At 46.8% G+C, this 12,213-nt stretch carries 13 protein-coding genes; all 13 read right to left on the reverse strand.

The annotated features are described in order from the left end of the window. Positions 1–69: 69 nt before the first annotated feature. Complete coding sequence (locus tag ACZLMD_RS04370; protein ID WP_022305451.1) at positions 70–858, reverse strand: sigma-70 family RNA polymerase sigma factor; 789 nt, start codon at positions 856–858, stop codon at positions 70–72. Positions 859–888: 30 nt separating this feature from the next. Beyond that, positions 889–1,314 carry an anti-sigma F factor gene (gene spoIIAB, locus ACZLMD_RS04375; RefSeq protein WP_022305450.1) on the reverse strand — a complete coding sequence of 142 codons (426 nt, stop codon included), beginning with the start codon at positions 1,312–1,314 and terminating at the stop codon, positions 889–891. Continuing rightward, on the reverse strand, positions 1,311–1,688 hold the full coding sequence (locus ACZLMD_RS04380) for an STAS domain-containing protein (protein WP_199877048.1): 378 nt from the start codon (positions 1,686–1,688) through the stop codon (positions 1,311–1,313). Before ACZLMD_RS04380 ends, spoIIAB begins: the two co-directional genes overlap by 4 nt. A 261-nt stretch (positions 1,689–1,949) precedes the next feature. Next, positions 1,950–3,395: a tetratricopeptide repeat protein gene (locus ACZLMD_RS04385; protein WP_022306773.1), complete on the reverse strand. Its 1,446-nt coding sequence runs from the start codon at positions 3,393–3,395 to the stop codon at positions 1,950–1,952. A 10-nt stretch (positions 3,396–3,405) separates the two neighbouring features. Further along, positions 3,406–3,558, reverse strand: coding sequence for a hypothetical protein (locus ACZLMD_RS04390; RefSeq protein WP_022306774.1), 153 nt, complete (start codon positions 3,556–3,558; stop codon positions 3,406–3,408). A gap of 62 nt (positions 3,559–3,620) precedes the next feature. After that, on the reverse strand, positions 3,621–6,266 hold the full coding sequence (locus tag ACZLMD_RS04395; protein ID WP_118559412.1) for a valine--tRNA ligase: 2,646 nt from the start codon (positions 6,264–6,266) through the stop codon (positions 3,621–3,623). A gap of 98 nt (positions 6,267–6,364) precedes the next feature. Then, positions 6,365–7,369 carry a hypothetical protein gene (locus tag ACZLMD_RS04400; RefSeq protein ID WP_484107097.1) on the reverse strand — a complete coding sequence of 335 codons (1,005 nt, stop codon included), beginning with the start codon at positions 7,367–7,369 and terminating at the stop codon, positions 6,365–6,367. Positions 7,370–7,380: 11 nt separating this feature from the next. After that, positions 7,381–7,785, reverse strand: a complete 405-nt coding sequence (locus ACZLMD_RS04405; RefSeq protein ID WP_489495181.1) for a hypothetical protein — start codon at positions 7,783–7,785, stop codon at positions 7,381–7,383. Between the two features lie 115 nt (positions 7,786–7,900). After that, a complete protein-coding gene (locus tag ACZLMD_RS04410) occupies positions 7,901–9,340 on the reverse strand; it encodes an alginate O-acetyltransferase AlgX-related protein (protein WP_489495182.1) in 1,440 nt (479 codons plus the stop codon). A gap of 86 nt (positions 9,341–9,426) precedes the next feature. Beyond that, the gene (locus ACZLMD_RS04415) at positions 9,427–10,845 is read right to left on the reverse strand and encodes an MBOAT family O-acyltransferase (RefSeq protein WP_482522979.1); all 1,419 of its coding nucleotides are present in this window, start codon (positions 10,843–10,845) and stop codon (positions 9,427–9,429) included. Positions 10,846–10,915: 70 nt separating this feature from the next. Beyond that, positions 10,916–11,272: a 50S ribosomal protein L20 gene (gene rplT / locus ACZLMD_RS04420; protein WP_022306780.1), complete on the reverse strand. Its 357-nt coding sequence runs from the start codon at positions 11,270–11,272 to the stop codon at positions 10,916–10,918. A gap of 18 nt (positions 11,273–11,290) precedes the next feature. Next, a complete protein-coding gene (rpmI, locus tag ACZLMD_RS04425) occupies positions 11,291–11,491 on the reverse strand; it encodes a 50S ribosomal protein L35 (RefSeq protein ID WP_022225708.1) in 201 nt (66 codons plus the stop codon). A 104-nt stretch (positions 11,492–11,595) separates the two neighbouring features. Continuing rightward, positions 11,596–12,105: a translation initiation factor IF-3 gene (infC, locus tag ACZLMD_RS04430; protein ID WP_118559416.1), complete on the reverse strand. Its 510-nt coding sequence runs from the start codon at positions 12,103–12,105 to the stop codon at positions 11,596–11,598. Positions 12,106–12,213 lie beyond the last annotated feature (108 nt).

The raw sequence follows: 12,213 nt of genomic DNA on the forward strand, positions 1-12,213 counted from the left end.
CATTTTCTTTTTCCGCATTGCATACACCGCCTTTCTCTTTTGTGTAAAGCATTTCCAAAATCGGAAATTTTATACTAGTTGTTGACGCAATCGAAGCAGGATTTTCTTTTCCAGGCGGCTGACCTGCACCTGACTGATCCCAAGCTCAGCCGCCACCTGCGTCTGCGTCATGTCCTCGTAATAACGCAGACGGATCAGTTTGCGTTCCTTGTCGCTCAGCGTATCAAGAAGCTGTTCCAGCAAAACATGATTGATCACATGCTCTTTTTCTGCATCAACTCCGGAGTCTGTTTCTCCGGTATTGGCTCTTGCAACTGCTGTTCTTGACACATAACCGACACTTGCATTCTCCCCGGCAACCACCTGATCGATCAAGCAGATCTCTTTGCCCTCCGGCTGATAGACCGGACGATAGATAGAGTCCACATCCCTGTTTGCCTCGATTGCCACTGCGATCTCCTCCGGTGCCAGCTCGGTTGCAGCCGCAATCTCATCAACCGTCGCCTGCCGTCCAAGCTCCTGCCCCAGCCGCTGCGCTGCCACTTTGATTTTCCATCCGTTCTCTTTCATGGTACGACTGATCTTTATCATTCCGTCATCCCGCATAAACCGCTTTATCTCCCCCATGATCATGGGCACTGCGTATGTACTGAACCTGACCTCAAAGTCCAGATTAAAATGATCGATCGATTTGATCAGCCCGATGCAGCCAATCTGAAACAGATCCTCCGGATCATATCCTCTTCCATTGAAACGTTTCACAATATTCCAGACAAGTCCCACATTTTCTTCCACCATACGATCTCTTGCCTGTCGGTCTCCGGCACGGGCTTTTTTCAATAATTCTATCGCATCCATAGGATCCTCCATACCTCTGAAATTCCCATTTTACAGGGAATTTTCACACGAATTGCCGATACGCTTACTGAGTTTTACCCGCGTGCCTTTTCCCACCTCCGAATACACCTGCAGCTCATCCATGAATGCCTCCATAAAGGCAAAACCCATCCCTGACCGCTCCCACTCCGGCTTAGTTGTATACAAAGGTTCCATCGCTTTTTCGATATCCGGGATCCCGACTCCGTGATCTGTGATCTCCACAAATACCTCCTGCCCCTTGATCTCACAGGTAATCTCGATCAGTCCCTCCCCGTTGTTGTAACCGTGAAGAATGCTGTTTGTCACCGCTTCCGAAACTGCTGTTTTGACATCCGCCAGCTCCTCTAATGTCGGATCAAGCCTTGTAATATATGCCGCCACAACCGTTCTTGCAAATGCTTCATTCTGCGAATTGCTATCTATGATCAGCTTCATTTGTCCTGTCCTCCTCTTTTATTCAGTCCTGCCACCGCCTGCTCCGGCGTGGCGTACCGCTCGATGATCTTAAACAGCCCGGACAGCCGGAAAATCCGCTCTATTTCATTTCCCACATTAGTCACAGCCGCCTTGCCGCCCCGAAACATCACTCTCTTGTAACGTCCCATGATCAGACCGATTCCGGAACTGTCCATAAAATCGGTCTTTGCAAAATCGAAAATAATATGTCGAATATTGCCGGCATCGATCAGCCGGTCCGACTGCTCCCGCAGCAGATTCACCGTATGGTGGTCAAGATCCTGTGATATGTAAATGATCAGACAATTCTGCTGTATTTCATAATGGATCGATTCTCTTTCTTTCTGGTTCAAAATATCTCCTCCTTCTCTCCAAAAATATAAAGCCCATAAAGAGTCGCTTGCGACTCTTTCGCGCTCGAGCGGTGCTGTTTACAGCTAACTTCTTCTCCGCGAGATGCGCATCCTCGCGGAGCGTTTTTTGCTTTATAGGAAACGAGAAGTTTCCTATAAAGCAAAAAAGACCTGCCAGAGTCATACGTTCTGTATACTCTGACAGGTCTCCCTATCATTTTCTCATGCGATATTCTGTGGTTTCCCACCTTGTCTTATGTGTTACTGACCAATCTCACGCAGTCTGCTCTTTGCCTCCGCAACTCTTGAGGAATCCGGATAATCATTGACCACCTGATCATAATACTGCTTTGCTGTTTCAAAATCGGACTTCTGCTGATAGCTGCGTCCCAGAAAATACATGGCGTCGGTATTATCCGCGTTGAATTTGAGGGACTTTTTCAGAAGCTTGATCGCCTTATCATAGTCCTTCTGTCCGGAATAATCACCCTGACCATTATAGCAGTCTCTTCCCTTTTCAAAATAGGAGGTCGATGCTGTATCGTAGGTTTCCTTCTTGATCTTGTTATAGAACTTCTTAGCTCCGTCACCGGACAGACTGTCGGCATCCACCTTGTCCAGTGCCTTTGCCGCTGACAGCTTATCATCATTCATGTAATACTGCATTGCCTGAATGAGATTATCATAGACCGCCTGAACACCGTCCAGATCAGTCGGACTGCCACTCTGGTAATCGGATAACCGCTTTGTCAGCTCATCCACCTGCTTCTGAAGCTCCGTGTTAGCATTCTTCAAGGTACTGACATCGCTTTCTCCGGATGCCAGATTCTCGCTATAGGTCTTGAATGCCTTATTATCGTTGCTGCTTGATCTCTGCTTCAATGCCGGTGTGATCAGAAACTGCATGATCACAATACCTGCGATCAGACCGAGAAGCACATGAACAAACGGCAGAACGGAAGGCTTCTCCTCCTTGTACAACGTAATCGGCTTGTACGCATTGTCATCCACTCTCGGAAGTGTTTTGCGTGCCGGCTGCTCACTTGTCTTTTCTTCCTTCGGCGTACCGTTCTCCCCTTTGATATGGACGTCTGACAGCTCCTTCAGATAAGCGAGTGTCGTTGTATTAGTCACATCGACACCGCTGATGGATTTCAACAGCTTGTAAGCACGCACGCGGTTCTCCTTCTTGCCGGTCTTCATATAAAGAAGTGCCAGAAGCTGATGCGCACGTATAAACTTCGGATTGGTGCTGACTACCTTTTTGAGCTGGATGATCGCCATATCCTCATCGCCGTTCTGCGCAGACATTAACGCAGAGTTGTACTTTTTGACCATCTGACTGTATGTCTCCAGACGGTTTGGATTGGACTGAACCAGCTGAATGTAGTGGTCTGCCTCGTTATGCTCCTCCTGAAAATGCTTACTGATCACCCACTCACTCAGTGCGGAAACGATCTCGCCCTCTTCAAAATAAATGAGTCCCAGCAGGTTTCTTGCGTTGGTATTTAATTTGTTAAATTTTAAGCTTTTGTGCAAAGATGCGATCGCTCCGGACAGATCTCTGACCTTTGCCTGTTCCAGACCGCGGTTATAGCAAATATTGGACGCACTGAGAACTCTGCGGTAATTGCGCAGCTCCTGTCCACAATTGTCACAACGATCTTTCTTGAAAGACACCTCTGCATTACATCTTGGACATCTCATGTTTCTTCCCCTATTCTGCTTTCTTTGAGCCTGTATTCACATCTGCCAGAATACTCTGGAGCAGATCCATCACATCGGTTGTACTGTTTCCATAAATGGCATCCTCCGCCTGCTCAATATCAAGACTAGGCTGAAATTTTTCTAATTCTGCCTCGAAATCCATCTTACACTACCTCCATTTATTCATCAAATCATTTTTGCCGCAATAATCGACATTCATCGGAATTATTTGTCCAATGCCTTTAATTCTTCTTCCACCTTTGCCATCATGCTGGTGTATTTCTCTAATTTCGCTTTCTCCTCAGCGACCTTTGCCTCCGGTGCCTTGCTCATAAACTTCTCGTTGTTCAGCATTCCGTTGACACGCTTTAACTCGCCCTCCAGACGCTTCTTCTCCTTGGTCAGACGTTCCTTTTCCTTCTCGAAATCAACCAGATCAGCCAGTGGCATATAAATGGTTGCCTTCGGAATAACAACAGAAACAGCATTGTCTTCTACACCTGTCTTATCCATCTGTACAAACAGCTCAGATGCATAGATCATATGCTCATAAGCATCTCGACTTCCCTCGAGTACCTTACAGGTCTCCTCATCATCTGCCACGATATATACCTGCGCCTTGCGTGCATTGGCAACGTTCATCTCGGTACGGATGTTACGGATACCGCGGATCACGTTCTTGATGTGCTCTGCCATTGTCTCTGCTGCAGGATTGTTCCACTCCTCCTTATACTCCGGCCATGAAGAGATCATGATAGACTCCTCCTCTGACTGGATCGTGCAGAAGATCTCCTCTGTGATAAACGGCATATACGGATGAAGCAGCTTCAGAGAATCGATCAGCACGGTACGGAGTGTCCAGAATGCTGCATTTGCAGATGCCGGATCCTTTTCCTGCGCAAAAAGTCTTGGTTTAACGATCTCAATATACCAGTCACAGAACTCGGTCCAGATAAAGTCGTTGATCTTCTGAACCGCAACACCGAGTTCGTATTTCTCCATGTTCTCGGTAACTTCCTTTGCCAGAGTATTTACCTTGGAAAGGATCCACTTATCTGCCTCCTTGAGTTCCTCATAAGCAGGCTCTGTGATCGTATTATCACCCAGATGCATCATAATGAAACGGGATGCATTCCATACCTTATTGGCAAAGTTACGGCTTGCCTCAACACGCTCCCAGTAGAAACGCATGTCGTTACCCGGCGCATTACCTGTAACAAGGGTGAAACGAAGTGCGTCTGCACCGTATTTATCAATAACCTCCAGCGGGTCAATACCATTGCCGAGGGACTTACTCATCTTACGTCCTTGTGAATCACGAACGAGTCCGTGGATCAGAACCGTATCAAACGGAACCTTTCCGGTATGCTCAAGTCCTGAGAACATCATACGGATAACCCAGAAGAAGATAATGTCATATCCGGTAACAAGTGTACTTGTCGGATAGAAATAATCCATCTCCTCGGTGTTGTCCGGCCAGCCAAGTGTGCTGAACGGCCAGAGGGCGGATGAGAACCAGGTATCAAGTGTATCCGGATCCTGACGCATCGGCTTGCCACACTTCGGACAATTGCAGCTGCTTTCCTTGGTAACAACCATCTCGCCACAGTCATCACAGTAAAATGCCGGAATCTGATGTCCCCACCAGAGCTGACGGGAGATACACCAGTCACGGATGTTCTCAAGCCAGTGATAATATGTCTTATCGAAATGAGGCGGTACAAACTTGGTATCACCGTTCTTCACTGCATCGATCGCAGGCTTTGCCAGATCCTCCATCTTCACAAACCACTGAAGAGAAACTCTTGGCTCAACCGTTGTATGACAACGATAGCAGGTACCTACATTATGCTCATGATCCTCGATCTTAAGGAGTGCTCCCTCTGCCTCCAGATCCTTCACGATTGCCTTACGCGCCTCGTAACGATCCATGCCTGCATACTTTGGATAATCGTCCACAATCTTCGCATCGTCTGTCAGGACATTGATGACCTCCAGGTTGTGACGCTTTCCAACCTCGAAATCGTTCGGGTCATGTGCCGGAGTAATCTTTACAACACCGGTACCGAACTCCATATCTACATAATCATCCGCGATGATCGGGATCTGACGGTGTACGATCGGCAGATCAAGCATCTTACCAACCATATCTTTGTAACGCTCATCGTTCGGATTAACAGCAACTGCCGTATCACCGAGCAGTGTCTCCGGACGTGTCGTTGCAAGATCAATATATCCGGTGCCGTCTGTGGTCTTATAACGCAGATGCCAGAAGCTTCCTGCCTGATCCTCATACTCTACCTCAGCATCGGAAAGGGATGTCAGACAATGCGGACACCAGTTGATGATACGCTTTCCACGATAGATCAGACCCTTATTGTAAAGATTAACGAAAACCTCCTTGACTGCCTTAGAGCATCCCTCATCCATGGTGAAACGCTCTCGATCCCAGTCGCAGGAAGAACCGATTTTCTTAAGCTGTTCTACAATACGTCCGCCGTACTGTTTCTTCCAGTCCCATACATGCTCCAGGAACTTCTCTCTTCCGATATCATCCTTGGAAATACCCTGCTCACGAAGCTTCTCTACTACCTTTGCCTCTGTAGCGATGGATGCATGGTCTGTTCCCGGAACCCAGAGTGCCTCATAGCCCTGCATTCTCTTAAAACGGATCAGAATATCCTGAAGTGTGTTATCCAGTGCATGTCCCATGTGGAGCTGTCCTGTGATATTTGGCGGCGGCATAACGATCGTAAATGGTTTCTTGCTGCGATCTACCTCCGCATGAAAATATTTTTTCTCCTGCCATTTGTCATAAGTTCTTTTCTCAATGTCCGCAGGATTGTAGTTTTTCTCCAGTTCTTTTGCCATTATCTTACATCCTTTCTTCTCATTATCTATAAAATTATATGCTTTATCATCACTTGGCAGAGCTTCAAAGCCCCTTAAGATGAGCTCATCAGAGCTCCTTAGATCTTACGTTTGTCCACCGGGTTAAGTCCAAAGCTTTCATACGTACAGTCATAATACTTCCAGAAATCCTTCGCCTTGGAAAACAGATTGTCATATACCCTGCCGTTTAATTCCACCCACGCATGACTGGTGTCGTGGCAGACATATACATTCCGATAACCGATCTCATGAAACAGAAATGCCAGTGCCGAGGATTCAGACACGCAGCAGCCTGCATGATGCTTGAAAATATCATTGGCAAAGGTACATTCCCAGCCCTTTTTCTTGTAGATCGGCTCCAGAAAACGATAACGGCGGTAATCACATTTCATGATGTACCGGTAACATTTCATTTTCTTTTGCTCCATCGTATCCGACGGCTTTGTGATCTTTGCTGCGAGCCTTGCCGCCGTGCGCATCGTGTCGATCTTTCGTACATTCAGCCTGCTTTTGACCGCATGATCCTTCCGGATACGGATACCGTCCACCTTTCCCTGATGTACCATCACACCACTTGCACGGTCAAGATAATAATACTGACCGGCTAATTTCAGCCAGCCCTTATGCATATCTCCGCTTTTATCGAAATAATATGTCTTCTTCCGTATGGTAATAAAAGAATGCTTCAGCTTCTTTCCACCGCAAAAAACATAATTCGTCGTATATTTCCTGTGCACAAGCCTGCCCGGCACCGGCGTTACTGTCGGTTTGACCGTCGGCGATGGCTTTACTGTGGGCGGCTTGCTCTCTGCCGGCTTCGCCGTGGATGCCGCTGCAGGACTTTCCGACAAAGCTGCATCCGCCAACTCCGGCGAATTCACAGACTTTACTGTCTCCGGAGTGTTCTCCGGGCTGTCGACTCGAAAAACACCTCTGGAATCATCATAAAAGGAAATGCCTGCATGGACATTTGCCTCATGTTCCTTTACGGCTGCCTCACCGGTCCGCACTGCACCTCCGGTCAAAAGCAGGATTGCCGTCAATGTCAGGACGGTTCCCATCCAAAATCTGTTCTTATTCATGCTTCTTCCGCCTATTCTACACTATCTACGATCCATGTCTTTCTGTTCTCGGTGTGACAGTAGACGACGAAACCATCATATTTGGCAATACCATCATATTCATTCTCATAATAGCAGCTTGCTGCTTTGGAAAGCTTCTTGTACTTTCCGATGGCTTTTACAAGACTGGTCAGCTTCTTTCCAATATATTTCTTCGCCTTTTTCTTCTGCTGCCGGATCTTCTTCCGGGATTTCTTTGTCTTCTTCCCGGAAGTCGTTGTCTTCTGCGTCTGTGTCGTCGTTGTTGAACGGCTGGCAGCACTGACATATACTGTTTCCGTTCCTGCCTGACCGGCAATATCCGATGTCGGCGCCGTCATGCTGACTGCCAGAATACATGCCAACAGACTTGTAAGTGCTCGTTTATTTTTTTTCATACTAATCCTACATCCTTTCTCAGTCCTCAGATTTCGGACCGCTGGCACAATATCTGCAAAGCACATGATCTCATACGATTGCCTCTTTTACAGATCAATGCCTACAGTATCATGCTCATTTTATCACATATTCCCCCAGAAATCCAGTTGTGTAGTAGTTTCTGTCTTTTTTTGTGATAATTTCCAGCCGATAGTCATCTGACGGCATGGAGGAGATATCAATATACGCACCGTAGCTGTAGGAACGGTCTGCTTTTTCGTCCATCGGATCATAGACTGACGGAAACGCCTCAAACATCAGAAGGTTCTTTTCCCCATAGAAGCTGATGTAAACCGGCGAATCGTCGTCCGTAAAACGGGGATCCGTCTGACCGCTGACCCGGAGCACCCCGTCCTGCTTCTCCGTTTCCATTGTGGCAATTGTTCCTTTGATCTCTTTCACATCCTTATCAAATGAAACGCCCGGTGCCATCATATACGGCACTCCCTCCAGTAATGTCGGGATCTGCCGCTGCGCCAGCTCAATCACCACATCATCCACCTTACTCTGTGACAACAGGCTCAAATCATACGGCACCTCCTTGGTGAAAAATCCCTTCTTATACTCCTGTGCCACAAACGGGACAAGCGCATTGCCAAAGGAATCCCGGTACATTAAAATGTTCCGGTGCTTTGTTTTCTTTCCTCCGGCAGATGAGTCCACAGATTTATTCTCCGTTCTGATCTCCATCTGCTCCGTGGACACCACCTTATTGGTATAGCGGTAATCCTGCTTTTTCGAATAGATCACGTTCCAGTCCTTTTTACTGCTCTTCGGAAACAACATCCCCTGAAGATCTCCGGCAAAACTTTTCTTTCTGGTATATGCCTCCTTCTCATAGGAGGTATGCTTCTTTCCAAGGGCATCCAGAATATTCTCACAGGCAATGGAGGCTCCGATATTATTCCAATGTGTGTCCAATTTATGGTACACCTGCTCCTTCTGCTCAGAAAGGACTTCGCGCAGATCGACATAATGAACCCCCTGCTCCTTCATTGAAGTGATCAGAGCATTCAGATTACCCTGTCCGTTTAATGGGACATACCGGTCCGGCATATATTCTCCGTAAAGCGTGTTCTTATTCGGTGCTGCCACAAATACAAAATCAGCATCACAGACCGCAACGCCCTGTTCAATCAGCTTCAGGACTCTGGCACAATTGTGGATCTGCCGTTTATTCAGACAGTTCCGTTTCATATAATCGTCTAATGTCTCCTCAAAAAACAGCCATCCATCCTTGCCGACGATCACCTTTTCATTTGCCGAGCTTTGAAACAGATCCGCCTTCACCCCGGCATCTGCCGTGATAAGTTCCTGCCGGAATGCAAAATGATCCGCCATATAATCGGTCAGCTCCTGAAAAAACTGCAGATTCACCTTTCCGTCCGTCACCGGCTGTGGCAGTGCTTCGTCATGCTTCTTCTCTATGCTCAGATCCGCCTTGTAGAAGCGCATTCCCACAAATGGAACAAGAAGCAGTCCCATAAATATTATGATAAAAAGTTTCTTCTTCATCAAGCCATCCTTTCCTCTGCTCAAAACAAAAAGTGCAGCGAAACAATGTATCCGGTTCTTCGCTTTCTGCAGATCAGCTTCTCTTTTTAGAACCGGAAATAAATAAATGGGTTATAAGCCGCTCCGGCAAGACTGCAGACGCACAAAAACAAAAGTACCAGTACACCGAGATACTTAAGTACCTCCCATACCGCCGCATATCTGTCCCGCAAGCTTCCGGTACATTTCAAAAGCTTTGCCGTCACCGGATAGGAAAACAGGATTCCACCGGCGATCAGCACCACCGTATATCCATCAAGCTGCTCCATCAGAAAGCTGCGGGACACCAGATCAAACCGCAAGCCGGTAAACATCGTCCGGATCATCCTCCAGCCATACGCCGCCGTGTCTGCCCGAAACATAACAAATGCCGTGATCGCAATGATCCATGTATACAGATTCCCGATCCACTTAAACCGGCACTTACGGATCGGCAGAACCGTATCCTCCAGTACGTTCATAATACCGTGGATCATTCCCCAGATCACAAAGGTCCAATTGGCACCATGCCATATTCCTGTCAGAAGAAAAACAAGCAGCTTGTTGCATTCTGTGCGAAGCTTTCCCTTTCGGTTGCCCCCGAGCGGAATATATACATATTCCTTAAACCAAGAGGACAGGGAGATATGCCAGCGACGCCAGAATTCATGAATGCTGTCCGCACTGTACGGATGCTTAAAATTCTCCTGAAAATGAAATCCAAACATGGATGCCATACCGATTGCCATATCGGAATATCCACTGAAATCATAAAATATCTGAAGCGCATAACACACAGCACCCAGCCAGGCAACCGCCATCCCGTACTGTCCGATATTCAGGGCAAATACATGATCTGCCACCTTCCCCAGTCCATTTGCAAAGATCAGCTTCTTAAATAGACCTTTCACAAAACGGCAGATGCCATCTGCAATCTCTGTCTCATTCAGACAGCGGTGATCGATCTGCTCCTCGATCTCATTCCACCGGACGATCGGACCGGCGATCAACTGCGGGAAGAATGAAATGTAGAGAAGCACCTTCATGAAATCCTTCTGACACATGTCCCGATTTCGGTACACATCGATCACATAGGACATTGCCTGAAATGTGAAAAAGGAAATCCCAACCGGCAGTCTGATCGCCGGAACCGGAAGTGCAATTCCAAACAAAGCATTAACATTCGTAACCGCAAAGCCCGCATATTTGAATACACCGAGAACAGCCAGATCACAGATTACTGCAAGCACAAGGAGCAGTCTTTTCATCCTCTTACCGCGAACCGCCGCAATGCCTCTGCCAAAGCCATAATTGACGCCTGCCGATGCGATCATCAGAAATACATACACCGGCTCGCCAAATGCATAAAAGATCAGACTTGCCAATGTCAGAAATGCGTTCTGCGCCCACCGCTGCCGGATCAGTAAACTGCCGATAAATGTCAATGGTAGAAACGCAAATAAAAATATCGCCGAACTAAATACCATCTTTTGTCCTTTCCGATACTAGAAGAAAAAGAGCCCCGAAGGACTCTCCTTGATTTATATTCGTATGGAATTATGCAAGTTTGCTCTTAGCAACCTCAACGAGAGAAGCGAATCCCTCCGGATCAGAGATAGCCATCTCAGAAAGCATCTTTCTGTTGATATCAATCTCAGCGAGCTTCAGACCATACATGAACTTGCTGTATGAAAGACCGTTAAGTCTTGCTGCTGCGTTGATACGAGCGATCCAAAGACGTCTAAACTGTCTCTTTCTCTCTTTTCTACCTGCGAAGGAAGAAGTCAGGGCTCTCATAACAGACTGCTTAGCCACTCTATACTGCTTAGATCTTGCTCCTCTATATCCCTTTGCAAGCTTTAAAACTCTATTGTGTTTCTTCTTTGCATTTAATCCGCCTTTAATACGTGCCATTTGTCTTTCCTCCTTTTATTATTTAGAATATGGTAAAATGCGCTTCATCATCTTAGCGTTTGTTGCATCTACCTCTACAGCTTTTCTCAGGTTTCTCTTTCTCTTTGTTGACTTCTTATTCAGGATGTGGCTCTTGTAAGCTTTCATCTTCATAAGCTTTCCTGTTCCTGTAGTTTTGAAACGCTTTGCAGCTGCGCGCTTTGTTTTCATTTTTGGCATGATAGTTTCCTCCTTATTTGCATAATATTTATAAACCGGTGTATCTGTCTGCGACAAAACACCATCTTGAAAGCCTTGCTCACCGGTAAACGGTCAGCCAATCTTTACTGTCTCTTCTCTGATAAGAACATTACCATGGTACGACCTTCCATCTTGGCAGGCTTGTCAACAACGGAAATGTCCTCAAGCTTCTCATAGAAGCTGTCCAGAATCTGCTTGCTGTAATTGATGTGTGCGAGCTCACGACCACGGAAACGAAGCGATACTTTAACACGGTCGCCCTTACTCAGGAACTTTCTCGCCTGATTTGCCTTTGTGTTCAGGTCGTTGACATCGATATTCGGAGACAAACGGATTTCTTTGACTTCCATTGTTCTCTGCTTTTTCTTTGCCTCTTTCTCACGACGTGCCTGCTCATAACGGTACTTACCGTAATCCACGATCTTACATACCGGCGGCTTTGCGTTCGGTGCAATCTTTACCAAGTCAAGATCTGCTTCTCTCGCAAGCTTCATGGCATCTCGTGCTGACATGATTCCCAACTGTTCCCCGTCCTCGCCGATCAGACGAATCTCTCTGTCTCTGATCTGCTCATTTACTGCTGTCCTACTAATGATTCTGCACCTCCATAAAAAAAGTGGATAAGCAAAGCTCTATCCACTGATCCTATCACAAATCCCAAACCTGAGATTGATGTCATTATTTAACCCGAGTCACGCTCT

The organism is Jutongia sp., from assembly GCF_057878315.1.

Excerpts from the sequence above, each read along its gene's own strand:
- ACZLMD_RS04410 (WP_489495182.1), bottom strand. The coding sequence starts at position 9,340 with ATGAAGAAGAAACTTTTTATCATAATATTTATGGGACTGCTTCTTGTT.
- rplT (WP_022306780.1), bottom strand. The coding sequence starts at position 11,272 with ATGGCACGTATTAAAGGCGGATTAAATGCAAAGAAGAAACACAATAGA.
- ACZLMD_RS04385 (WP_022306773.1), bottom strand. The coding sequence starts at position 3,395 with ATGAGATGTCCAAGATGTAATGCAGAGGTGTCTTTCAAGAAAGATCGT.
- ACZLMD_RS04405 (WP_489495181.1), bottom strand. The coding sequence starts at position 7,785 with ATGAAAAAAAATAAACGAGCACTTACAAGTCTGTTGGCATGTATTCTG.
- ACZLMD_RS04415 (WP_482522979.1), bottom strand. The coding sequence starts at position 10,845 with ATGGTATTTAGTTCGGCGATATTTTTATTTGCGTTTCTACCATTGACA.
- ACZLMD_RS04395 (WP_118559412.1), bottom strand. The coding sequence starts at position 6,266 with ATGGCAAAAGAACTGGAGAAAAACTACAATCCTGCGGACATTGAGAAA.
- rpmI (WP_022225708.1), bottom strand. The coding sequence starts at position 11,491 with ATGCCAAAAATGAAAACAAAGCGCGCAGCTGCAAAGCGTTTCAAAACT.
- ACZLMD_RS04370 (WP_022305451.1), bottom strand. The coding sequence starts at position 858 with ATGGATGCGATAGAATTATTGAAAAAAGCCCGTGCCGGAGACCGACAG.
- ACZLMD_RS04400 (WP_484107097.1), bottom strand. The coding sequence starts at position 7,369 with ATGAATAAGAACAGATTTTGGATGGGAACCGTCCTGACATTGACGGCA.
- spoIIAB (WP_022305450.1), bottom strand. The coding sequence starts at position 1,314 with ATGAAGCTGATCATAGATAGCAATTCGCAGAATGAAGCATTTGCAAGA.
- ACZLMD_RS04390 (WP_022306774.1), bottom strand. The coding sequence starts at position 3,558 with ATGGATTTCGAGGCAGAATTAGAAAAATTTCAGCCTAGTCTTGATATT.